Annotated in this window: 21 protein-coding genes, 2 pseudogenes and 1 CRISPR repeat array; of the genes and pseudogenes, 20 read left to right on the top strand and 3 right to left on the bottom strand. The window is 40.8% G+C overall.

Features of this window, described 5'->3' with window-relative positions; all coding sequences use genetic code 11:
- Positions 1–2: 2 nt before the first annotated feature.
- The 8 genes and pseudogenes from AC04Q6_RS07100 (at position 3) to csn2 (ending at position 8,982) form a co-directional block, all read left to right on the top strand.
- Positions 3–491 (top strand): MogA/MoaB family molybdenum cofactor biosynthesis protein, encoded by a 489-nt coding sequence (locus tag AC04Q6_RS07100; protein WP_294419740.1) that lies wholly within the window; start codon positions 3–5, stop codon positions 489–491.
- Between the two features lie 374 nt (positions 492–865).
- Positions 866–1,270 (top strand): annotated as a pseudogene (locus AC04Q6_RS07095) (MOSC domain-containing protein); the annotation flags it as partial.
- A gap of 27 nt (positions 1,271–1,297) precedes the next feature.
- Positions 1,298–2,074, top strand: coding sequence for a TatD family hydrolase (locus AC04Q6_RS07090; RefSeq protein WP_476389661.1), 777 nt, complete (start codon positions 1,298–1,300; stop codon positions 2,072–2,074).
- A gap of 303 nt (positions 2,075–2,377) precedes the next feature.
- A complete protein-coding gene (locus AC04Q6_RS07085) occupies positions 2,378–2,689 on the top strand; it encodes a helix-turn-helix domain-containing protein (RefSeq protein ID WP_291543444.1) in 312 nt (103 codons plus the stop codon).
- A gap of 423 nt (positions 2,690–3,112) precedes the next feature.
- The gene (gene cas9 / locus AC04Q6_RS07080; protein ID WP_476389600.1) at positions 3,113–7,135 is read left to right on the top strand and encodes a type II CRISPR RNA-guided endonuclease Cas9; all 4,023 of its coding nucleotides are present in this window, start codon (positions 3,113–3,115) and stop codon (positions 7,133–7,135) included.
- Positions 7,132–8,004, top strand: coding sequence for a type II CRISPR-associated endonuclease Cas1 (cas1, locus tag AC04Q6_RS07075; protein WP_291543442.1), 873 nt, complete (start codon positions 7,132–7,134; stop codon positions 8,002–8,004). The genes cas9 and cas1 overlap by 4 nt, the downstream gene beginning before the upstream one ends.
- 4 nt (positions 8,005–8,008) lie before the next feature.
- On the top strand, positions 8,009–8,314 hold the full coding sequence (gene cas2, locus AC04Q6_RS07070; protein WP_291543441.1) for a CRISPR-associated endonuclease Cas2: 306 nt from the start codon (positions 8,009–8,011) through the stop codon (positions 8,312–8,314).
- The gene (gene csn2, locus AC04Q6_RS07065; protein WP_291543440.1) at positions 8,311–8,982 is read left to right on the top strand and encodes a type II-A CRISPR-associated protein Csn2; all 672 of its coding nucleotides are present in this window, start codon (positions 8,311–8,313) and stop codon (positions 8,980–8,982) included. The genes cas2 and csn2 overlap by 4 nt, the downstream gene beginning before the upstream one ends.
- 61 nt (positions 8,983–9,043) lie before the next feature.
- Positions 9,044–9,932: a CRISPR direct-repeat array (repeat unit 36 nt; unit sequence GTTTGAGAATGATGTAAAAACGTATAGTATTCAAAC).
- 102 nt (positions 9,933–10,034) lie between these two features.
- On the opposite strand, the gene AC04Q6_RS07060 is transcribed toward csn2, so the two are convergent.
- On the bottom strand, positions 10,035–11,123 hold the full coding sequence (locus tag AC04Q6_RS07060; RefSeq protein WP_291543439.1) for a pyridoxal phosphate-dependent aminotransferase: 1,089 nt from the start codon (positions 11,121–11,123) through the stop codon (positions 10,035–10,037).
- Between the two features lie 235 nt (positions 11,124–11,358).
- On the opposite strand from AC04Q6_RS07060, the gene AC04Q6_RS07055 reads away from it, so the two are divergent.
- Positions 11,359–12,303, top strand: coding sequence for a 2-dehydropantoate 2-reductase (locus AC04Q6_RS07055; RefSeq protein ID WP_476389599.1), 945 nt, complete (start codon positions 11,359–11,361; stop codon positions 12,301–12,303).
- Positions 12,304–12,550: 247 nt separating this feature from the next.
- On the top strand, positions 12,551–13,231 hold the full coding sequence (locus tag AC04Q6_RS07050) for a TMEM165/GDT1 family protein (protein ID WP_476389598.1): 681 nt from the start codon (positions 12,551–12,553) through the stop codon (positions 13,229–13,231).
- Between the two features lie 8 nt (positions 13,232–13,239).
- On the opposite strand, the gene AC04Q6_RS07045 is transcribed toward AC04Q6_RS07050, so the two are convergent.
- Positions 13,240–14,145, bottom strand: coding sequence for a helix-turn-helix domain-containing protein (locus AC04Q6_RS07045; RefSeq protein ID WP_476389597.1), 906 nt, complete (start codon positions 14,143–14,145; stop codon positions 13,240–13,242).
- 159 nt (positions 14,146–14,304) lie between these two features.
- Between AC04Q6_RS07045 and AC04Q6_RS07040 the strand changes: the two genes are divergently transcribed.
- The 6 genes and pseudogenes from AC04Q6_RS07040 (at position 14,305) to AC04Q6_RS07015 (ending at position 19,278) form a co-directional block, all read left to right on the top strand.
- Positions 14,305–15,660 carry an MATE family efflux transporter gene (locus AC04Q6_RS07040; protein WP_118062185.1) on the top strand — a complete coding sequence of 452 codons (1,356 nt, stop codon included), beginning with the start codon at positions 14,305–14,307 and terminating at the stop codon, positions 15,658–15,660.
- Between the two features lie 63 nt (positions 15,661–15,723).
- Positions 15,724–15,849: pseudogene (locus tag AC04Q6_RS07035) on the top strand (sporulation transcriptional regulator SpoIIID); the annotation flags it as partial.
- 55 nt (positions 15,850–15,904) lie between these two features.
- Positions 15,905–16,282, top strand: a complete 378-nt coding sequence (locus tag AC04Q6_RS07030) for a TnpV protein (protein ID WP_008707145.1) — start codon at positions 15,905–15,907, stop codon at positions 16,280–16,282.
- A 130-nt stretch (positions 16,283–16,412) separates the two neighbouring features.
- Positions 16,413–16,781 (top strand): BlaI/MecI/CopY family transcriptional regulator, encoded by a 369-nt coding sequence (locus tag AC04Q6_RS07025; protein WP_008707144.1) that lies wholly within the window; start codon positions 16,413–16,415, stop codon positions 16,779–16,781.
- A gap of 4 nt (positions 16,782–16,785) precedes the next feature.
- A complete protein-coding gene (locus AC04Q6_RS07020; protein ID WP_244092593.1) occupies positions 16,786–18,816 on the top strand; it encodes a M56 family metallopeptidase in 2,031 nt (676 codons plus the stop codon).
- Positions 18,817–18,846: 30 nt separating this feature from the next.
- The gene (locus AC04Q6_RS07015) at positions 18,847–19,278 is read left to right on the top strand and encodes a winged helix-turn-helix domain-containing protein (protein ID WP_020993285.1); all 432 of its coding nucleotides are present in this window, start codon (positions 18,847–18,849) and stop codon (positions 19,276–19,278) included.
- Between the two features lie 30 nt (positions 19,279–19,308).
- Here AC04Q6_RS07015 and AC04Q6_RS07010 read toward each other — a convergent pair whose 3' ends face one another.
- On the bottom strand, positions 19,309–20,352 hold the full coding sequence (locus AC04Q6_RS07010) for a DUF6076 domain-containing protein (protein ID WP_025577902.1): 1,044 nt from the start codon (positions 20,350–20,352) through the stop codon (positions 19,309–19,311).
- A gap of 316 nt (positions 20,353–20,668) precedes the next feature.
- On the opposite strand from AC04Q6_RS07010, the gene AC04Q6_RS07005 reads away from it, so the two are divergent.
- From AC04Q6_RS07005 to AC04Q6_RS06990, 4 genes are all read left to right on the top strand, one after another.
- Positions 20,669–20,893 carry a helix-turn-helix domain-containing protein gene (locus tag AC04Q6_RS07005; RefSeq protein WP_008707138.1) on the top strand — a complete coding sequence of 75 codons (225 nt, stop codon included), beginning with the start codon at positions 20,669–20,671 and terminating at the stop codon, positions 20,891–20,893.
- 180 nt (positions 20,894–21,073) lie between these two features.
- Positions 21,074–22,312, top strand: coding sequence for a plasmid recombination protein (locus AC04Q6_RS07000; RefSeq protein WP_008707136.1), 1,239 nt, complete (start codon positions 21,074–21,076; stop codon positions 22,310–22,312).
- Positions 22,313–22,333: 21 nt separating this feature from the next.
- The gene (locus tag AC04Q6_RS06995; protein ID WP_008707134.1) at positions 22,334–23,038 is read left to right on the top strand and encodes a CHC2 zinc finger domain-containing protein; all 705 of its coding nucleotides are present in this window, start codon (positions 22,334–22,336) and stop codon (positions 23,036–23,038) included.
- Positions 22,947–24,296 (top strand): virulence-associated E family protein, encoded by a 1,350-nt coding sequence (locus tag AC04Q6_RS06990; protein WP_008707132.1) that lies wholly within the window; start codon positions 22,947–22,949, stop codon positions 24,294–24,296. Before AC04Q6_RS06995 ends, AC04Q6_RS06990 begins: the two co-directional genes overlap by 92 nt.
- The last annotated feature ends 263 nt before the right edge of the window (positions 24,297–24,559 follow it).

Genomic DNA, 24,559 nt, shown 5'->3' with positions numbered 1-24,559 from the left:
GGATGAAGAGAGTTGCTGTGATCACTGCAAGTGATAAGGGGTACAAAGGTGAGCGGGAGGATCTTAGTGGTCCTGCTGTGAAGGAGATCGTGGAGGCGGCCGGGTATCAGGTCGTTTCTATGGATATTTTGCCGGATGACCGTGAGATGCTGGGTGCCAGAATGGCTGAGATTGCGGATCTGGGGCTTGCGGAGCTGATCCTGACTACGGGCGGCACCGGTTTTTCTCAGAGGGATGTGACACCGGAGGCTACGGAGGATGTGATAGAGAGGCGTGTTCCGGGGATTCCGGAGGCGATGCGGGCGTTTAGTCTGACGATCACGAAGCGGGCGATGCTGAGCCGGGCTACGGCTGGGATCCGGAAGGGAACGCTGATCGTTAATCTGCCAGGGAGCCCTAAGGCTGTCAGGGAGTGCCTGGAGGTTATTATTGAGGCGTTGGGGCATGGGATTGAGATTTTGACCGGCGATGCTGGAGAATGCGGACGGTAGTGTGTGGTGTATACTTAGACTAACGAACGGACGCCCAACGGAGGCAGGGCCAGTACGGTGACACGCTGCGCGGCCTGTTCGGCTGCGTCGCTGATTTGCTGCCATTCGCGCCAACTCGCCTGCGGCTCAAACAGGGCGCTCGGTGGCAGCAGCTATACTCGCCTCTCGACGGCCGCTCCGCTAACGTCACCGTACTGGCCCTGCCTCCGTTGGGCTGGCTGTTGGATGTGGTAGGTTTTATGATTAAAATTCATCTCCAGCGATTCATAATTCCTGAGGCTTGAGAGTTACATGTGGTAGGTTTTGGAAATCAATATTGCTGGTGTGATATAGGAATAAATTTGGTAATGATGTGTGATTAATAGGAGTTTGCTATGGGAAAAGTACTTGCGGTTTGTATCAGTGAGAAGAAAGGAACACAGAAGAAGAATGTCGGGTCTGCGGTTTTTGTGGAGGATTGGGGGCTTGAGGGGGATGCTCATGCTGGGAAGTGGCATCGGCAGGTGAGTCTTCTTTCCGGTGAAAAGATCGATGCATTTCGTGCAAAGGGCGCAGAGGTTGAGGATGGTGCTTTTGGTGAGAATCTGGTTGTGGAAGGGATTGATCTTGCGAAGCTTCCGGTTGGTACCAGATTTCGCTGTGGCGAAGTTGTGCTGGAGCTGACTCAGATCGGAAAAGAGTGCCACAATGGCTGTGCCATTTTCCAGAAGATGGGTGAGTGCATCATGCCACGGGAAGGTGTGTTTACAAGAGTGCTGAAAGGTGGAAAAGTTTCTGTCGGTGACGAGATGTCTGTGGATAAGGCTATGATTTTTGATACCCATGCCCATTATGACGATGAGGCTTTTGACGAGGATCGGTTTGAGATGCTTGAGAGTATGCAGGAGAACGGGATTGGGCATATTGTGGATGTGTGTGCTTCCGTGGGACATTTTGACCGGGTTTATGATTTGGTGGAAAAGTATCCGTTTGTTTATGGTGCAGTGGGGGTTCATCCGGATGATGCGGATAAGGTAGATGCAGCTGTTCTGGATGAGATCCGAAAATATTGCGACATGGAAAAGACAGTAGCCGTAGGCGAGATCGGCCTGGATTATTACTGGCATAAGGAGAGGGAAGAGCACCTTCTTCAGCAGAAAGTATTCCGCCAGCAGATGGACATCGCCCGTGAAAAGAAGCTCCCATTTATGATCCATAGTCGGGATGCAGCGGAGGATACGCTGAATATTGTGAGAGAGTATATGAGGGATGGAATGTATGGAGGGATCATCCATTGCTTTTCCTATAGTAAGGAGATCGCAAGGGAATACCTGAATATGGGACTCTACCTGGGAATCGGTGGAGTGGTTACTTTTAAGAATTCACGGAAGCTGAAAGAAGTGGTGGAGTACGCACCCCTGAATCAGATCCTGCTTGAAACCGATTGCCCGTACATGGCACCTGTGCCAAATCGTGGAAAGAGAAACAGCTCCCTGTATCTGCCGGAGGTTGTGAAGACGATTGCAGAGATTAAGGGTATAAGCTGCGAGGAGGTTGTGGCTGTGACGGAGAGTAATGCGATGAAGGTGCTGAATTTAATTTAATAAATTTCAGAGATGTTATTGGGGTATGAGTAATAAACGAATATTCAATTGATTTTGCTGAAGATAAAATGAAGAAAGAGCTGTTGCGTGACAGGTGAATAAATCATCTGTTTCGCAGTAGCTCTCTTTTTATATTTAAAGAGAATAAGTTAATGACAAGCGCTCATATATGAGCGCACCATATTGGAACAATATATGATAAAATAAATATGTTCTTTCAAGAAAGTCAGATATAGTAGGAGGTGATAACTGTGAAACTCAGAAAAGCTAAAAATATCATAATACAGGAGGAGGTACCATAGGATGGAAGACTACGAAATTTGGGGATATGCTGTTTCTAAAATGAGGGAAAAAAGAGGCATAACGCAAGGAAAGCTTGCTGAGCAATTAGGATATTCAAGTTCTCATTTTAGAAGATTTGAGAAAGGCCAAATCCCCAACCCGTCTTACCGGATGATGATCAATATAGGAGAAATTCTTCACATGGATATGTTGGGAATCACTGATCAAGTGCGGGAATTTGAAGAACAGATAGATAAGAATTATGGCAAGGATGACTCTGCGAATGGAAAAGTGAAAAAGAAAATAGAAAAATTAATCATAAATAATGATTGATTAATCAAGAGTGTGCGGGGAGTAAGTTGAATTTGGTTAAAATATATTTTTATTAGATTTGGTGAAACCCGCCACTATGAGAAAATATGACTTTAAGAAGTTTGTTTCTATGAAAAACTGTACTATGGTTTGAAAATGATGTTTTGAAATAAAATTAAAAATCGAGAAATCTGAGGAAAAATCTTGACTGAACTGAAAGAACATTATATAGTATATACATACTATACGTTAATACATCATAAGTTCAAATAACGATTTATCGAACACGTCATTGAAGAAATGACCCACAGTGTGTGGAAATGAGAGCTATCGGTTTTTCCGGTAGCTCTTTTGTTTTGCAAAAATACAAGAAACAGATAAAAAATATTCAGAATTAATAAAAGTATGATAAAATTAAACAAAATACTTGATAAGGAGGCCGCGATGGAGAAGGATTATTTTTTAGGTTTGGATATGGGAAGTGGATCTGTTGGATGGGCGGTTACAGATGACCAGTATCGTGTATTGCGTGCTCATGGAAAAGCTATGTGGGGAACCAGATTATTTGAGTCTGCAAATACGGCTGAAGATAGGAGGATTAATCGAACAGCCAGAAGGCGACTGGATCGAAGAAATCAGAGAATTGAATGGTTACAGGAAATTTTTGCAGAAGAGATTAATAAGAAAGATTCTGGATTTTTCAGGCGTATGAAGGAAAGCCGTTATTATCCTGAAGATAAAAGAGATGAAAATGGAAATTGTCCGGAATTACCGTATGCACTATTCATAGATGAAGATTTTACAGACAAAGAGTATCATGAGAAATTTCCAACGATTTATCATTTAAGAAAATATCTTATGCAAACGCAGGAGACACCGGATGTACGTCTTGTTTATCTGGCGCTGCATCATATGATGAAGCATAGAGGCCATTTTCTGCTGAAGGGTAATATAGAGCAAATAAGAGAATTCAGAACAACATTTGATCAATTTCTGAAAGTAATAAGGGATGAAGAAATAGGTTTTGCAAAAACGATTGATGAAGAAATATATGAAAAAATAGAAGAAACTTTAAAAGATGTAAGCCTGACTAAGTCAGCGAAAAAAACAAAACTTATAAAAATTCTTCAAGTTACCTGTCCGGAAGAAAAAGAATTACTGGCATTGATATCGGGCGGAACTGTAAAATTAAGCAATATTTTTAATGATAAATCTTTGGATGAGTGTGAAAGACCGAAACTTTCTTTTGCAGATGCAGGTTTTGATGATTATGCAGGTGAAATACAGACAAGTTTGAATGAAAAATATCTGATCATTGAAAGCGCAAAAGCAGTATATGATTGGGCTGTGTTGGCGGATATTCTTGGTAATTATTCCTGTATTTCAGACGCAAAAGTGCAATTATATAAAAAACATAGGAAAGATTTGCATCGCCTGAAGGCGTTTGTAAGGGATAATCTTTCAAAAGAAGTATATAGAGAGATATTTTCAGATGTAAGTGGTAAACATAAAAATTACTGTTCATATGTTGGAATAGCAAAGATAAACGGAAAAAAGAAGAATATTGAAGGAAAAAAATGTACAAAAGAGGATTTCTACGGATACCTGAAAAAAAGTGTAATTGCACGCATTGATGATCTGGAAAAAACAGAATGGTTAAAGCAGGAACTGGAAGCTGGCAATTTTTTGCCTAAACAGACAACAGGAGAAAATAGTGTTGTTCCTTATCAGGTGCATTTATATGAGTTAAATGCGATGATATCAAATCTGGAGGATAAGATTCCGTTGTTCAAAAAAGATGGAGAAAAAATCCGGAAGATTTTTACTTTTAGGATTCCTTATTATGTAGGACCGTTAAACGGAATCTCTGTAAATGGAAAAACAACGAATTGGGCAGAGAGAAAAGCAGGAAAAATATATCCGTGGAATTTTAGCGATATGATAAATGAAGAGATCAGTGCGGAAAGATTTATCCGTCGTATGACCAACAAATGTACATATCTTGATCATGAAGATGTACTCCCCAAATATTCGTTATTATACAGCAAATTTGACGTGCTTAATGAACTTAATAATGTTCGGGTAAATGGTGAAGTATTATCTGTAGAATGGAAACAGAGGATTTATGTAGATGTATTTCAAAGATACCGTAAGGTCACACAGAAGAAACTGAAGGATTATCTGAGAAAAGAAGGACTCATAAGTGAAAATGCTGTTATTACGGGAATTGATGGCGATTTTAAAGGTTCACTGACAGCATATCATGATTTTAAAGAGAAACTAACAGGTGTGATTTTAAACGAAAAAGAGAAAGAAGAAATTATTTTAAATATTACTCTTTTTGGTGATGCACGTTCATTGTTAAAGAAAAGGCTTGAAAAAATCTGCCCACAATTGACAGATAGACAGAAAGAAAGCTTGAGTAATTTATCGTACAGGGGATGGGGACGATTATCTGAGAAATTTTTAAGTGGAATTACAAGCCCTGCATTGGCGGGTGAGGAATGGACGATTATAAGAGCTCTTTGGGAGACTCAGGATAATCTTTCACAGCTTCTTGGATCGAAATATTTATTTAGGAAAGCAGTAGAAAAAGAAAATGGAGAATTAGAGAAGCAGGAGATCACATATCAGTCTGTAAAGGAACTATGTATTTCTCCGGCTGTAAAGAGACAGGTATGGCAGACTTTATTAATTGTAAAAGAGATTTGTAAAATAAAGGGAAATCCACCAAAACGAGTTTTTTTAGAAGTTGCACGGGAAAAGACAAATAGTGGAAGAACGGAATCCAGGAAAAAGAGATTGCAGGAATTTTATAAATATTGCCGTACACATGAAAAAGAGCTGTATGATGAAAAAATACAGGGTGAGTTGGAAAATAGTTCGGATGCAGATTTAAGAAGTGATAAATTGTTTCTGTATTATACACAGATGGGAAGATGTATGTATACAGAAGAACGTATTGATATAAACGAATTATGGGATAATCAGAAATACGACATAGATCATATTTATCCGCAATCAAAAACAATGGATGACAGTATAGACAATCGTGTACTTGTAAAAAGAACAGCAAATCAGGAAAAAACAGATATATATCCAATTCAGGCAAAGATACGGGAAAGCAGGAGAGCTTTTTGGAAACAGTTGCAGTTAGCAGGACTGATCTCACTGGAAAAATATAAGAGGTTAACCCGTGCTACAGAATTTGAACCAGGAGAGTTGGCAGATTTTATTTCAAGACAGTTAGTAGAAAACCGGCAGACAACGAAGGTTGTAGCAGACATTTTAAAACAGGCATTACCAGAGACGGAAATAGTTTATGTGAAGGCAAGGACAGTTTCTGATTTTCGGCGTAGATTCGAGTTTGTCAAGATAAGAGAAATGAATGATCTTCATCATGCGAAAGATGCCTATTTAAATGTGGTTGTTGGAAATACGTACCTGATAAAATTTACAAAAAGTCCGGTGAATTTTATTGAAAGTCATTCAAATCGAAGCTATAACCTTAAAAAGTTGTTTACAGATGGTAAGGTAGAAAGAAATGGAGAAATAGCCTGGGTTTCTGGTAAGAATGGAACAATTGGAACTGTTCGGGCTGTTATGAAAAAGAATAATATTCTAGTTACACGTAGAGTTCATGAAGCTACGGGTGGATTGTTTGATCAGCAGCTTATGAAAAAAGGTAAAGGGCAGATTCCGATTAAAGGAAGTGATAACAGGCTGCAGAATATTGCAAAATATGGCGGGTACAATAAAGAAGCAGGAGCTTATTTTGTTTTGGTGGAATCTGATGATAAGAAAGGTCAGAAAAAACGTACAATTGAGTATATTCCTATTCGATTGAAGAAACAGGTGGAAGAGAGCAAAGAGAAGCTGTGCAGGTATTTGATTGAAGAAAAAGAGCTGATTAATCCTGTTGTTTTGCTTGATAAAATTAGATTTGATTCATTGTTCCAAATTGATGGATTCTTTATGTGTGTTACTGCAAGACAGGCAAAACAATTAGTATTAAAAGGTGCAATTCAGTTAGTATTATCACCACAAAATGAGGTTGTTTTAAAGAAAGTAATTAAGTTTATTAATCGCAGGAAAGAAAATAAAGAAGTTAAAGTTTACAAGTCAGATAACTTAGATTCTACAATGTTAAATGCGCTATACGATGAATTTGCATATAAGCTTAATAATACAGTTTATAGTAATCGTTTGGGAGGATTGGGGAAAAAGATTTTAGCTAAAAAAGATAAATTTAACAGTTTAGAAATAGAAGAGAAATGTCAGGTGTTATATGAAATTTTACATATTTTTCAATGTAACAGAATAAGTGCGGATTTGAAATTAATTGACGAGAAGGCGGGGGGAGTTTTGACAATGAGTAAGAATATATCCAGTTATGAAAATGTTTGTATTGTAAATCAGTCACCAACAGGTATTTATGAACAAGTGATTGATTTACAGAATTTATGAGTTGGCGAGTAGTTGTCATTTCTAAGCGTGCAAAATTGGATTATCAATTAGGATATATGGTAGTACGAAATGAGGAAGTGACAAAAATCCATCTTGGGGAAATATCAACTGTTCTAATTGAGTCTACAGCAGTGTCAATTACGACCAGTTTATTGACTGAACTGACAAAAAAGAAGATTAAAGTAATTTTTTGTGATGAGAAAAGAAATCCATCTTCTGAATTGATCGGATATTATGGAAGCCATGATACCAGTAATAAAGTTCGAAAGCAGATTCAGTGGAATCGTAACATCAAAGATGCAGTATGGACAGAAATTGTAACAGAGAAAATACGAAAGCAAAAGGAACTGTTGGAATACCTGGGAAAGGAGGAATCGGGAGTACTGCAGTCGTATTTAAATGAGATTTGCTGGAAGGATGAGACAAACAGAGAAGGACACGCTGCAAAAGTATATTTTAATGCATTGTTTGGGCTTTCATTTACCAGAACGGAAGATTGTTTAGTAAATGCGGCATTAAATTATGGATATAGTATTATTCTATCTGCTTTTACAAGAGAAATTGTTGCAGGCGGATACATCACGCAGCTGGGATTGTTTCATGATAATATGTTTAATCAGTTTAATTTTGCTTCGGATCTGATGGAACCATTCCGTATTTTGATTGACCGCGAAGTGGTAAATATGCCCATGACAGAATTTGCACAGGATGAAAAAATGCGCCTTGTGGATATTTTAAATCAGGAAGTTGTGATAGATGGAAGGAAACAGTATGTGAATAATGCGATTAAGATATACTGTAAAAGTGTGTTTGATGCATTAAATGAGAATGACAGTGCTTTGATCCGATTTTATAAATTTGAGTTATAGGTTTATGAGAGTATTGGTATTTTTTGACCTTCCGGTGGTTACGTCAGAGCAACGACGTGAGTACACTAAATTCCGGAAATTCTTACTTAAAAACGGATTTTTGATGCTACAGGAGTCTGTGTATTGCAAAATTGCATTGAATGGAACTGGGGTAAAGAGTATTGTAGACAGTATACATAAAAATAGTCCACCGGAGGGGTTGGTTCAGTTACTGTCTGTGACAGAGAAACAATATTCAAAAATGGATTTAATTGTTGGAGAAGTAAAGTCGGAAGTTTTGGATAGTGATGAAAGGCTGGTGATTTTATGAAACTTGCGCATTTGGATATGGAGAACACGATAGAGTTGGATTGCAGAAAAACAACAGAGTGGATTATTGAATCACCAGTTCTTTTTCAAAAATATGTACATCTTCTAAATTCACAGGTAAACGGTGAAGAAGGAGAATTTGTTCTATCAAATGACGACACAATCCTTGATATTGAAAAATGCATGGAGGTAGTTGTGAATCCATTTGCTTTAGATTTTGAAGATCGTCGAATTCAGAAAAAACTGTATTCGCAGCTTCAGAAAGCAGCATATGGCGAAGAAATGTTTATGGATACACAGAAGATGAATGCGGAGTTACAAAGTTATATTTTTAGGCTGGAGAATATTTGTGGGTATGATATTGAAATAGACACAGCTATGGATGTTCAACTGGTGTTTAAGGCATTGGGAGTAAAGATGGAAGGAGGAGAATATAATTTTACTGAGAAGCTTGTACAGTATATGAAGATTATGGCAGAGTTGATGGGAAAGAAAGTGCTTGTTTTTGTAAATATAAGATCCTATCTTGAAAATGAGCAGATCCAGGAACTGATAAAAAATGCTGTGTATAATGAAATTTCATTATTATTTATTGAAAACATACAAAGATACTTCTCAAAAACGGAAAATTATTATATAATTGATAAAGATGGATGTGAAATCTATTGATTAAAACTGTTTGGATACTATAACGTATGTGCGTGTGAGGCACTTCATTTTTGAATTTGAGGTTTGAGAATGATGTAAAAACGTATAGTATTCAAACATAAAGAAGGTCAGCAGATTCACAAAGACAGTTTGAGAATGATGTAAAAACGTATAGTATTCAAACTATTCCATGTATGCTTCCTGAATCATATCCGTTTGAGAATGATGTAAAAACGTATAGTATTCAAACGGAAAAGCTCCCGATCAGTGCGGCACAGATGTTTGAGAATGATGTAAAAACGTATAGTATTCAAACCATTTTTTCTTGTTTCCATAACCCAAAACGGTTTGAGAATGATGTAAAAACGTATAGTATTCAAACTGTTTCCATTTGCAGACACGGAATCCGATGTTTGAGAATGATGTAAAAACGTATAGTATTCAAACAAGGAATCTATACAGTAACTACGCCGGAGCGTTTGAGAATGATGTAAAAACGTATAGTATTCAAACTGATGGGGGCTGACAAGAAGATTACTCCGGTTTGAGAATGATGTAAAAACGTATAGTATTCAAACCAGCAAGCACGCGTTCCTGACGGCATACTGTTTGAGAATGATGTAAAAACGTATAGTATTCAAACACATCCTTCCATCTTCATGCCCTTTGATAAGTTTGAGAATGATGTAAAAACGTATAGTATTCAAACTATTTTGCCAAAGATGATGAACGTATTGCGTTTGAGAATGATGTAAAAACGTATAGTATTCAAACGCCAGAGTATAGCCGTTAACCCAATACCTTGTTTGAGAATGATGTAAAAACGTATAGTATTCAAACAAGTCATATAGACAGTAATGATACGTGCCGGTTTGAGAATGATGTAAAAACGTATAGTATTCAAACTACTGCCTTGAACTGTTCTGGTAATGGTGGTTTGAGAATGATGTAAAAACGTATAGTATTCAAACTTGCCTGAGCCGTCATATGCCAGACGCGAGTTTGAGAATGATGTAAAATATAGTAAAAAAAATCGGACTACTGTCAACTAACTCAGTAGTCCGAAAACTTTTTTACAGTGTCTTCAACACCTCCAAAAGCCGTCCATTATCTTCCGGCATCATAATACAGAACCGCACAAACTCTCCATCCAGGCACTGGAAGGAGGAGCAGTCTCGGATCATCAGGCCTTGTTTGATGCAGGCTTCGAAGACGTCGTAGGAAGTCAGTCCGTCTTTCTGGATTTTGAGGAGGATGAAGTTTGCGTAAGCTGGATAAACCTTATAGGTGTCTACATTCTTCAGCTCCTGGATCATCCGGTCACGTTCGGAGAGAATCAGATTTCTTGTTTCTTTGATATAATCTTCATCCTGGAGCATGATCTCTCCTGCAAAAGCACCAAGGCTGTTGAGGGACCATGGAGTCTGCTTCTCGCGCATTTTTGACAGGAAGTCCATGTTTCCGGTGATGCCGTAGCCCAGGCGCATTCCCGGGGCTGCGAAGAATTTGGATACGCCTCGGAGTACCATGAGATTGGTGAATTCACGTGTCAGTGGGACGGCGGTGATAGCGCTGATATCCGGGGCAAATTCTACGTAAGTTTCGTCGATCATTACGAAGATATTTTTTTTCGCACAGAAGCTGATGAGGCTGCGAAGATCTTCCTGAGTGATCGCAGAGGAAGTTGGGTTGTTGGGATTGCAGAGGATAAGGAAATCATAACCCTGTTCCAGTTTCTGACAGAGATCCGGGATGTCCGGTTCGAAATCGTTATTTTCCTGAAGATGATAGTATTCCTGCGTGCTTCCTGAGAAAGAAAGTTCTCTGGAATATTCGGAATAGGTAGGCCCAAGGATCAGGGTGTGTTTCGGGGCGCGTTCCTGGATCAGAAGGGAGATCAGTTCGCTGGAGCCGTTTCCCGGAAGAATGAAATCAGCGGGAATATTGCAGTAGTTGGAAATTGTATTTCGAAGGGATGTGTATTCTCTGTCCGGGTAGGAGGAGAGAATATCCACATGTTCAGCGATGGCTTTGCTGGCTTTTGGGGACAGCCCCAGGGGATTGACATTTGCGCCGAATTTGACGATGTCTTCTTTTTTCAGATTGTAGTAGCTGCAGATCTTTTCTATATCACTTCCGTGAAAAACGGGTTTGGTATCCATTTTTTGTCACCTCGTATTTTTATTTTTTTTGTAAAAAATTTACATCCAGTATACACCAGAATCCGGGACAAAGAAAGGCGGGATAAAAAGTTTCTGTGTTTTCCGGAAGAATGCATGATCAGGAACAGATTTCTGGAAATACGAGGGATTATCTGGTAGGATAAACTGAAAAGCAGATTGAAAATATTCATTTGATCAAAAAGTTTTACGGCAGCAGGAAAGGAAGAGGACAAATATGAATACAGAAGAGAAAAAAATAGCAGTGATCGGCATCGGTGGTGTTGGTGGTTATATAGCCGGAATGCTTGCGAAAGCGTACCCTCATGTGACAATGGTGGCCCGGGGTGCCCGTGCGGAGAGCATCCGCAAAAATGGCCTGGTGCTTCACAGCGATTATAAAGGTGAGATTGTGGCAAGGCCGGAACGTGTGGCTTCAGTCCGGGAAATGGGACAGCAGGATTATATTTTTATCTGTGTAAAAAATTACTCGCTGGAAGATGTCTGCGAGAGTATCCGGGATATGGTTACAGAGGATACGGTGATCATTCCGGTAATGAATGGTGTGGACCCGGGAGAAAATATCCGCCGGCTGGTGGGAAAAGGTACCGTTGTGGATTCACTGATCTATACGGTGGCTTTTTCCAATGCAGATTTTTCTGTTTCTCAACAGGATACTTTTACCTGGCTTTGTATCGGAATCAAAGATGCGGATGAACGGCAGCAGGAGAAAGTTGCGGAAGTGGCTGAGATCCTGAAGGGCGCAGATATTGATTATAAGGATGACGGGGATATTGAGGTGGAGATCTGGAGAAAGTATATCCTGAACTGTGCGTTTAACGTGATGACGGCTTTTTATGATAATACCATCGGGGAGCTTCGCAGGGATCCGGTGAAGGCGCAGCAGTACGAAACTCTTGTGTGGGAGGCTGCCAGTGTAGGCCGTGCAAAGGGTGTGGCACTGACAGATGAACACATACAGGAGGTGATCCACAAGTTCCGTCATGTTCATGCAGATAACGCCACCAGTTCCCTTCAGAGAGATTTTCAGATCTGCAAAAAGCAGACGGAGCTGGAAACTTTCAGTGGTTATATCGTGCAGGAGGCGAAACGTCTGGGTGTTTCCATTCCTCTTTCTGAAGAGATGTATCAGGGGCTGAAGGCTAAGGCTGAGAAATTCTGATAAAAAGACGGGAGCTGCTTTTCACACTGCTATTGACAAAGTTTCTCAACTTTGTTACAATGACGAAAATCAATTCCGTGAGGGAGTAATTCGCGTGTAAACGTGGTTTGTCAACATACTGGTGCATGCACCTGGCAAATCTTAAAGAATGAGACTCATGTATATTTTATTTCTATTATGGAGATAAAGTATGCGTGGGTCTTTTTTTATGGCTCCGGACCGGACACATATGCAAAGGAGAAGAAAGATGCTGCTATTTATGAAAGTGCTTTTTACCCAGTTCATTGCGGAAATGGGCGACAAAACACAGCTGATGCTGGTGGCAATGACTTCCAAGTTCAAGCTGAAGGATATCCTGTTTGGAACCGGTGTTGCGATCCTGGTGCTGAACGGACTGGCGGTTCTTGCCGGAGGCCTTGTCAGTACGGTAGTTCCTACGTGGCTGATCCGTCTGATCGCCGGTGCGGCGTTCCTGTTTTTTGCGGCAACAACGCTTAAGGGAGACGATGATGAGGAAGAGAATGTAAAGGACCGGAAAATTAAGTTTGCGCCGTTGTCTGTATTCTGTACATTTTTTGTTGCGGAGCTTGGTGATAAGACACAGCTTACTGCCATTACATTTGGAGCAAACGAAGGTTTAAGTGCAGCAGTTGTTGTATGGCTGGCCTGTTCATTGGGACTTTTTGCGGCAGATGTAATCGGCCTTCTGATCGGTTATCTTCTGAAAAGCAAAGCACCGGAGGGAATTCTCAATACGGTTGCATTTTTCATTTTTTCCATTTTTGGAATTCTGACACTGAGACAGGGATTCGGGCTTCTGCTTGGAGCGGAATCTGCTATGATTCTTCCGCTGACAGTTGTGGTTACAGTAGCATTTGTGATCGTCTGTCTTGTGCTTTATAAGCAGTCAAAAAAATCTAAAGCATAAAATAAAATCTATTTACGGATGTTTTCCCGGTACTGTGTAGGGGTAGTTCCGGTAAGGAGCCGGAAATGCCGGGTAAAGTAGGAGGGGCTTGCGAAACCGCAGTTTAACGCAATGTCCGTCACTGGTGTGTCCGTGAGAGTAAGCTGCCTGGCGGCCAGAAGAAGGCGTCTCTGGCGTACATATGCCATAGGTGTGGTGCTCAGATATCTTTGAAAAATACGCTGGCATTCTCTGGCACAGATGCTGGCAACTGCCGCAATATCTTTTACGGAGATATTTTTTTCCAGATTCTGATCGATCCATGCCAGCATTTGCTTCAGGCGTAGTTCCTGGATTTCGGGAAGCTGTGGGGCAGAAAGGCCGCGGTTCTTTTCCAGAATGATCAGAAGTATTTCGGAGAGGGCGTTGCGTACCTGAAATTCATAGCCGGGCAATTCATCGGCGCAGGCAGAAAAGGCGTTGTCAAATGCCTGAAAAAAATGTTTATCACAAGATCCCGGGACGATATCTCCCGGGATTTTTATGAAAGCGGCGCCTTTTTCCATAAGGGGACGGATATAGCGGATATCAAAAACACTGCCCGGGGCGCCGCTTATGATCGATGGATCAAACACAAAAGAACGGTACAGGCAAGGGGAGGGGATAAGACCGGTAAAGGAATGAAGAATGCCGGCATTGATGAAACAGCCTTCTCTGGCATGAACATCGTAAAAAGTATCACCGATCCCGATTCTGACGCTGCCTTCCATCAGCATAAAAATCTCCAGTTCATTATGCCAGTGTGCGGGAATATTTCCGGTAATGAATTTATGGATATCGCCTCTGTTTGCAACCAGATCGAAGAGATATCTTTCCTGTTCCGGGAATTCCTGTTGGTGGATATCGGTTTCCACCCAGTTTGCATTACGTATCATAAAAAATCTCCCTGTCGTTTTTGTTATAGTATACACCGCTATTTTTACAGCAGCAACTGTGTGTCGGATTGTATAATAAAAGAAAATACTGATGTCTGTTTTACAGACGGTGATTAAGAAGGATGTCAGTTGCCATATGGATTAGGGAGGAAAGTTATTATGGATCTGAAAAAGAAAAGTCAAACGATGGACATGACGAAGGGAAGTCCGACCTCGCTTTTGCTGCGTTTTGCCATGCCGCTTTTTCTTGGAAATCTGCTTCAGCAGTTTTATAATCTTGTAGATACCTCGATTGCGGGAAATCTGCTGGGGGATGGAGCGCTTGCACAGATTGGTGCTACTGCGGCGTTATATAGTCTGATCACGAATTTTGCGTTTGGAATGAATAATGGACTGGCTCTTGGAGTGAGCCGGAACTTCGGAGCAGGAGACCAGCAGGGAGTGAAGAAGTCGGTGTGCTGGATGACGTGTTTGTCCTGCTTTTGCTCAGTTGTGCTGACTGTCGCTTTTTTGATATTTCGAAAAGGACTGCTTCAGGTGATGCAGATCCCGGATGATGTGATGGACGGAGCTTTGCGCTATCTGACGATCATTCTGGCGGGAATTCCGCTGACTATGCTGTATAATCTGGAGGCGAGTCTTTTACAGGCTGTAGGAAACAGTGTGATGCCCCTTGTTTTTCTGCTTTTCAGCAGTGTCCTGAATGTGGGACTGGATTTCTGGTTTATGGGACCGTTGGGACTGGGAGTACAAGGTGCTGCGTCTGCGACAGTTCTGGCTCAGGGAATCAGCGCCGGGATCGGTTTGGGGTATATTGTGCGCTATTATCCGGAACTGAGATTTTCGAAAAATGAATTCAAAGTGAAGAAGAATTTTGTAATAGAGATGTTTTTCTCCGGTTTAAGTATGGGGATGATGAATGCTATTTATTGTATTGGCAGTGTGATCCTTCAGAGCAGTATCAATGCACTTGGAAGTGTTTATATTGCGGCGCAGGTTGGAGGCAGGAGGCTTGCGGAACTGTTTTATATTCCAGGACTGGCACTTGGAACCAGCACGGCGATCTATGCCAGCCAGAACTATGGGGCGGGCCTGGGAAAAAGAATCCGCAGAGGCTGTCGGACAGCAATTCTTCTGTATGGGATCTGGTGGATCATTGCACTTATGTTTACTTTTACCCTGGCACCGGCAGCGATCCGGCTTCTTACCGGAAGCAGCAACCCGGAGGTGATCTCTAACGGACTGCTTTATCTTCGGGTCAGCATCCCCATGATCCCGCCAATGGCAGTGCTGGTAATCTTACGAAACGCACTGCAGGGAATGCAGCACCTGAAAGCACCTTTGATATGCAGTACGTTGGAACTGATCGGTAAAGTTATCTTTGCCATCTGGCTCGTCCCGGTCTGGGGCTATATCGCCGTATGCATCTGCGAACCTGTGACGTGGGTGATCTGCTGTGCGTTTATTGTCGGGGCTGCGGTGGTTTTCCGGAAGGAGTTTCAGACAGCAGAGTGACAGGGTACATACCTTTCAGATCTTTTGCATACACTGTAAAAAAGCGTCTTCGGGGGCTTGGCAGTGAAAGATTATATTGAGGAACGTGCAGTTGCGATCGCAGGATATATTGTGGAAACAAAGGCGACGGTGAGGCAGGCGGCGAAGAAGTTCGGGATCAGTAAGAGTACGGTACATATGGAAGTAACAATATAGAACGGTTCGTTTGGGTAATAGAATAAGAAAAACCAAGGAGGAACGAACCATGAAGGATTTGAAAACAAGAATTACGGAGAATGGCATTGATTATGTACTTGTCGGGGATTATTATATCCCAGACTTGAAGCTGCCGGAGGAAAAGCGATCTATCGGTAAGTGGGGACGAATGCACAGGGAGTATCTGAAAAAGCAGTGCTACGGTAGATATTCCAGTTTACTGCTGACCGGAAAACTTTGGAGCTATCTGGAGGATTTGGACGAACAAGCGGAGGAACGGTTTACGTGTATTGTTGATCAGATGAAAGCGGCTGAGGGAGTGACGGAGGAATTGAAGCGGAAAGATGCTATGCTTTGGGTACAACGGTGTAATAATATTAGAAACAGAGCAGAAGAAATTGTACTGAACGAAATGGTTTATATTTAGTATGGAGCAGTCAGCCGAAAGGCTGGCTGTTTTTCTTTTCCTAGCGACAGAAAATGATTGACAATGTTATAAGACTGTGGTAGTCTGAAAACAAGAACAGACTACTGTAGTCTTATAGGAGGCGAAACAAGTGACAGAGGAAAATATCAAACTTTTTGATTCGGAATTAAAGGTAATGGATGTTCTGTGGAAGGATGGTGACGTGCCAGCGAAATATGTTGCAGATACTTTAAACAGAGAAGTCGGCTGGAATAAAAACACAACGTATACATTGATTAAGCGGTGTATCAATAAAGGCGCGATTGAACGAACGGAACCGGGATTTATGTGCCATGCGCTTATAGCAAAAGAACAGGTACAGGATCTGGAAACAGATGAACTTATTGATAAGATATATGATGGATCTGTTGACAAGTTGTTTGCGGCACTTCTTGGCAGAAAAAAACTTTCTATGGAGCAGATTAAGAACCTGAAGCAGATCGTCAGTGAATTGGAATGAGGTGATGTATATGAGCCTGCTGCAAATGAGTTTTCTGGGAACGGTTATTATTTTACTTATTGTGGTATTAAGGGCTGTGCTTATCAACAGATTACCGAAGAAAACATTTTTGATTTTATGGTGGATTGCATTAATACGGTTATTAGTTCCATTTTCCATAAAATCAGTCACAAGTATTTATTCTCTGTTGCAGAGTATTTATTCTGATATAAACCCAGTGAGAACGGCGCAAACGACAACATTTTTACCCATTCATGGGAATATGCCTGAGATAGCAAATGGATTATCAGAGGCTATGGTACAGAGAACAGAATCCATTTCGATTTTGAGTGTAATATGGCTGGCAGGTCTGTTACTTTGTTTTGGATTTTTTGCGGTTTCCTATATAAAATGTTATCGGGAATTTCGATTTTCGCTGCCTGTTGAAAATGATATTTTGGAAGCATGGAAGGAAAAACATCCACTAAAAAGGAGTCTATCCATCCGGCAGACAGAAACCATAGCTGCACCACTTTCTTATGGTGTGATTCGCCCAGTTATTTTAATGCCGAAAAATACAGAATGGAAAAATATTTATCAGCTTCGTTATGTGTTGGAACATGAATATGTGCATATCAGACGGCTTGATATGCTTACAAAGCTGATAATGATTGCTGCAGTATGCATTCATTGGTTTAATCCTCTTGTGTGGGTAATGTATATTCTTTTTAACAGAGATTTGGAATTATCCTGTGACGAAACCGTAGTCCGTAGATTTGGAATGGATATAAAGTCGGTATATGCAACTGCTTTAATATCTATGGAAGAAAAAAAGAGCGGACTGACACCATTATGTAACAGTTTCAGTAAAAATGCGATTGAAGAGAGGATAAGAGCAATTATGAAGATAAAGAAGACATCTAAGTTTGCAGTAATTATAAGTGCAGTATTGGTAATTTGCGTGACAGGTGGATTTGCAACTTCCGCATCATCCTTGGAGAAAAAGACAGAGACAGCGCAAGAAAACGGTGAAACAACAGTTGCTTTAAACGAAGTGAATATCCGGGAAGATGAATCACTTTCAAGTTCGGATGTGGAATGGTGGACAGCAGAAGAGTATGCGAAATGGCTGGACGAGGAAAAAGAAGTTCTGCAGTCTATGATTGGTGAAAAAGCTTATACAGGCGGCGACGGATGGTTTGTATGGACACAGGAAAAGGTAGATGAGACGATTGCACTTTATGAGGATAATCTTCAAAAAATAAAAGATGGGATGAAGTTGTCGAAATCATCTGATGATGCAGTGGGAATTACAATGGCATATTCTCCGGAAAATATAGAATATGCGAAGCAGGAAGCAGAAACGGTCACCGAAAATAAAGACAGTAATGAAAATGTATTCAGCGAAGAACAGCTTTCTGAATATGCAAAAGCGGGAATAACTTACCAGAAAGAAACAGGATTTCTGATGTATGATGGAAAGACCATTGGATATTTCCGGGATGAGTTTAAGCCGGGTACTTATACAATAAGTTCCAAACGTGGAGGTACGCTTCGAGTTGAAGTGCAAAGGGAAAACTATGGCACCATCACAGACGTAAAGGCAGAACCGTTATCAGATGATTTTTGGTCAGAACCGGCAGTATTGGTTGAAAGTTCCGGCGGAGAAGCTGTAACTGCAGATGAAATGAAAGGATCTGTTTTTGAAGAAGGAGGAAGTGAGAACATAGCGGCTGATGACATGGGCGAATATAGCAGTGAAGAGGGAAAAGGTCTTAATATTGCTGTTCCACAGGAGTATGCTGATTATGGAGTATCTTGTGATGCTCAAGGAAACTGGGTTTATAATGGTAAGATTATAGCAGATTTATATGATGAGGGAAGGGGAATCTTTTCTAACAGCAACGGAACTATGTACATTGAAGTAACGAGAGACAAAAGTGGAAAGATCAGCAGCTTTCAAAAAGTAAGCAAAAATAGAATGCAGGAATTATTTACTGAATTTAATCCGGAAGCGGAAACATTTGATGGATATACTTCAGAGGCGAAACATTAAGTTAGTATTAAATGAAACGAGGACGATTAGGTGGGAAAAATATTGCTGGTATCATTCGAGGGAGCTGAGGAAGATTTGGTAAATTCTGTTATTTCTGTGTTAGATTCCGGCAGAGAGAAATTTCTTTTTCAGGAAATACAATTTCAATCGAAAATATGGCATAAGGGTATAGCGATTGATTTGAAACGGAGAGAAGTCGTTCGTGATAATAGAAAAATAGAATTAACTTACACCGAGTTTGAAATCCTGCAGTTATTAGCACAAAATCCAGGAAGAGTATTTAGTAAAGAACAGATTTATGATATAGTCTGGAAAGAATCCTATTTTGGCGATTACAATATAGTAATGAGCCATATCAGTCATATTCGTGAGAAAATAGAAGATGATCCGGGTAACCCGGTATATATTCAAACCGTCTGGGGTGTAGGATACAAGTTCAATGAGAAGGCAGGCAGCGAGTAAATTCGCTGCCTTTCCTTTACAGGGATGGATTCAGATTTTGCTGAGTTTTAAGATAATATTGCTCTGCTGATACAACCAGTCTGTGAATTCTGTCGGACTGGTTGCTCCTGCCTTTACAGCTTTCTTACGCTGCAGAGCTTCTTTCTTAAAAAGGTCAAACGCATTTTTCATTTCTTCCAGGCGTTCAATCGGAAAATTAGCAGTTTTTTGGGACTTATTGATTTTATTACGCCAATTCTGGCATTCATTTTTATAAAGCAGATCATAGTTATTTTCTCTGGCTCGTTCATCAAACTCCCTTTTGTTTTGAAGTGCCTGTGCTTTACGGCACTTATCACTGCACAGTTCATAACGCTGGCTTTTTGCCAGAAAATATTTTCCACAGACTTTGCACTGACGGAAACAAAGGCCCCAGTCATTCAGTCGATTCAAGTAATAAGTGATAAGCGGATAAAAAGAGCTATAGGCAGCTACGCATTCTGTTCTGCGCCTATTATCCGGAAACCAAAGTTCAAGTCGAGTGATTTCAGCAGGAGTGTTGCGGAAATAAAGACTGCCAGTATGAAAACGTTCTGGTTTTCCGGTATCAGAATTAAAATTCATGACATTTTCTGTTTGGAATGCCTGAGTCAAAATTTGGATTTTTTCTATAAAACGATCACAGGCAGTATTACGGTCACGATATTCCCTTGTAACAAGATATTCATTCCAAATACGGAATGTAGCATACATTCTCACCGGATCACCGGTGAGATATTTTTTTGCCAGAAAATCACCAGCAGTCTGTTCCAGTGCAGGCTGTTTCCAACGGTTAGTGTGCAATGCATCACGTAGGGGAGCAAGTCCATATATATTCCAGTTCTTTTCTTTATCATATTCAAAATCTATCAGAAAACGTCCTAGAGGACGTGTTATATCATATATGACATCGTTATCTTTATTTCCGTCCAGTCGAAAACGGATTTGCTGTTCCGTTCCGATTAAAATTCGCTCCTTCATTTTGTCTCTATCCAATGCCAGAACGAAGAGGATGTGGTCGTAGCAAGGTTCTTGCCTTATAAATTGATAAGCCATTTCTATTTGCTCCTGTTTTGTATGGTAATTTTAAAAAATATAATATTAGTTACATTTATGGTATCGCGAAAGTATTGAAAAGTCAAGATGAGATTGATAAGATACGATTGAATGGTAATTTCGTACTATGCAGTGTACTTTGACAACTTTATGACCGTCTAACCTGAGATAAACCGCCATGACCTTCGATAAAAGAAGTGAGCGCATCCGAATGGATGACGTGTTGTATGCCTTGACAGCAGTATGACTCAGGAAACAGGAAAGAGAAAACGGCAATGAGAAGCTAAAAAAATGAGATCAAAAATGGAGGAACAACATGAGTGAAAATAAGAGATTAAACAATTATGATGAACTGCCTCTTGTACTGGATGTGGCTGATATTCAGCGGATTATGGGGATTTCCAGAGTAACGGCTTATGAACTGGTTCATACACCCGGTTTTCCGGCATTTCGAAGCGGCAGATTAATTAAGGTTAGTAAAATTGCTTTTTTCGAATGGATGGCAAAGGGGAATGGAAGGGTGCCGGAGAATAGTAACTAAATCTGGAGCAGAGCGGAGAGCGAAGTCTTTTGTGCAGGTTAAGGGCGGCAGCCATTGCCCAGTGAGTTGATGCGTGCGTCTACTCGTACTGGGTATTACCTGACGCAAATTCACGCAGGTTTGCAGCTTCGCTGCCTTATTTAATTTGGAAAAACGTGAAAAAGGAGGGCAAGAAAATTATTGAAAGCAACAAGACACAATGGACGCTCCGGGAAAAATGGCACTTATAATCCCAGGCATAATGATCGCCGTTTCGACTTGGAAAACAGTGAACATATTGATGCTGGAAGAGTCAGAGAAAATATTTACTGGGACTGTTACCGTGGCTATACCACAATGCAGAACAGGGAAGAAGATTCTCAGGATATCAGTTTTGAGAAAATTGAATGTACTTTTTATCAGGAACATTATGGAAAATATATAGAAGCGCAGAATGAAAGAAATGCAAGAACCCGTCATACAGAGCGTAACCGATCTGTGGAAGATTTACTAAAGAACAATAAAACCTGTCCAGAGGAAACTATTTTTCAAATAGGAACAGTAGAAGAATCTGTTTCCTATGAAATATTACTTGCGGTCGTACAGGACTTTACAAAGCAGTTCACAAATCGGTTCGGTTCTCATGTCCATATTCTGGACTGGGCACTGCATTTGGACGAAGGAACGCCGCACATTCATGAACGTCATGTTTTTGATTGTGAGAATAAGTACGGGGAAATCTGTCCCCAGCAGGAAAAAGCACTGGAAGAATTAGGGATTGCACTTCCAAAACCGGATAAACCTAAAGGCCGCAATAATAATCGAAAGCAGACTTTTGATGCTATTTGCCGGACAATGCTTTTTGATATAACTCGAAAATACGGGTTGCATCTGGAAGAAGAACCGTCTTATGGAGGGCGAGATTATCTTGAAAAGCAGGATTATATCCTGTTTAAGCAAAAGGAACAGATGAAAAACCAGACAGAAATACTGGATACACTTACTTTGAAAATTGAAGAAGTAGAAGCTTTGATCGATGAAGTTTCAGATATTGCTTACGACAAAGCTGTGGAGGTTGTGACGGATGAGGTCAGAGTGGAAACCCATAAAGAAGACATTCGTCTGGTAGAACAGTCAAAGGCGTGGGTGCTTTCCCCTGAGCGCAAGGCTTCCCAAAAAGAAAGAACTTATGCTGTAAGTCGATTGGACGGAGTAATTACCAAAATTACAAAAGCTATGCAGACAGCAGTTAAAACAATCCAGACCACGCTGATAAAACCGGAAGTCAAAAAGGTGAATACCGAACAGATTAAGAAAAAAGCCAGAAGTTCCATTCTGGATAGGCTGGCAAAAGCAAAAATTACTGCGGAACAGGAGAACCGAGAGCGATGGGAACACGAAGGAAGAACTAAATTGGGAAGGAACGATATGGAGTTGTGATGTAAAGAAAAGAGGAAAAGGATGAATATATTTGAAGCAGTTAAACAGTCTGTGACTACCCGGCAGGCTGCAGAAAGCTATGGAATACGGGTAAACAAGAATGGAATGGCGGTCTGTCCATTTCACCGTGACAAGAATCCAAGCATGAAAGTGGACAGGCGTTTTCATTGTTTCGGATGTCAGGCAGATGGGGATGTGATTGATTTTACGGCACACTTGTACAATTTAAAACCAAAAGAGGCGGCAGAGAAATTGGCAAGAGATTTTTCTATACATTATGAGAACATGGGGCACAGCCCGCCACAGAGAAAACAAATCAAACGACAGCTAACACAGGAACAGAGGTATCTGCAGGCAGAAAATAGATATTTCCGTGCACTGGCAGATTACCTGCATTTGTTGAAACAGTGGAAAGAAGAGTGTGCTCCGAAACAGGTGGAAGATGTCTGGCATCCGCTGTTTATGGAGGCATTGGAAAAAATATCAGAAACAGAGTACCTGTTGGATACATTATTATCAGGCACATTAGAAGAACGAGTTGCCGTAGTGGTGGCTCATGGGAAGGAGGTGACAGCGATTGAACAGAGAATTTCAGACTTTATCACCACAGACACGACAGGAATTGTGCGAAGTAATGGATATAATGGAAACGGAGTTGACAGTAGAGGAAATCAGAGAACAACTGGAAATGACACAGAAGGGTGCTGTGAAAAACAATCGGCATAACTGTAAGCTAATTTTAGAACATGATCCTCTGTTAAAAGATGTATTCCGGCACAATATTTTGACTGAGCAGACAGACATTGTAAAACCCGTGTGGTGGGAACGGATAAGCCCGGCATTCACAGATATGGATTTGAACTATATTATGCTTTATTTGGAAGAGACTTACGGTCTGACGATGGATAAGATTGTGCAGAAAAGTATTGTCCATCAGGCAGATCGGAACAAATATCACCCTGTCCGGGATTATTTGAACAGTCTGCAATGGGATGGGCAGGAACGTATCCGCTATGTGCTGCATCATTTTCTTGGTGCACCTGTGGATGAGTTGACCTATGAAAGTATGAAAATGTTTTTGCTGGGAGCTATTGCCCGTGCGTTCCGCCCCGGAATTAAGTTTGAATATATGCTCTGTCTGGTCGGGGGTCAGGGCGTGGGAAAATCTACATTTTTTCGTTTCATGGCAGTAAAGGATGACTGGTTCACTGATGACATTGGCAAACTGGATTCGGAAAAAGTTTATTGTCAGCTTCGTGGTCATTGGATGATTGAAATGTCTGAAATGGTCGCAACGGCACGCTCTAAGAGTATTGAGGAAACAAAGAGCTTTCTGAGCAGGCAGAAAGAGACTTATCGGGATTCTTATGCAGTATATGCTCTTGATCGTCCGAGGCAATGTGTATTTGGAGGAACATCCAATATTAAGCGATTCCTGCCGTTTGACCGTACCGGAAATCGAAGATTCGTTCCGGTTCAGACGAACCGGGCAGAGATGGAGGTTCATATCCTCGAAAATGAGAAGGAATCCAGACAGTATATTGATCAGGTGTGGGCGGAAGCAATGATGTTGTACCGTAATGGAAATTTTAAACTGGCGTTTTCAAAGGAAACAGAAACACAGCTTGATAAACTGCGGCAGGAGTTCATGGCGGATGATACGGAAGCCGGAATGATACAGGCATGGCTGGATGAACATGAAGACAGAAAAGTCTGTTCATTGATGCTTTTTAAAGAGGCACTGGACAATCCTTATGTAAAGCCGAAGAAGGCGGAGACAGACCGCATCTGTGAAATCATGAATACAAGCATTGTGGGTTGGAAACAGGGGACGATGACAAGATTCAAGGATTACGGTACACAGCGTTCGTGGGTATGTGTAAACGAAAACTGTAAACGAGACGCAAAAGACTTAAAAAATGAAAATGACTGGCATCCGATTACTGAGAAGGAAGCCCGGCAGGTGGAGTTACCTTTCCAGTAAAATGCCAGTCAGGTTTACGGTAGTTGGCGTGTTGTTTACACTTTTTTCTATGGATATTGCTTTGACTTGTAGAATTTGTAAACAGTAAACAGATATATAAGAGTAATTTGGTATTGAGGAAAGAAAACTGAAAAAACAAAAAGAATTAGATTTTTTGGAGTTTGTTTACAGCGGTGGTTTACAACAGGGATGCCCCTTTGACCGGCATCTATTTAAGTTGAACAGGAATGGCATTTGGCAGGACTATTTCAAAAAACATTTTC

This window comes from Blautia sp. HA9023 (genome assembly GCF_056504095.1).
Note: the sequence above shows the minus strand (reverse complement) of the source record. Positions and strands in the feature narration are given on the sequence as shown.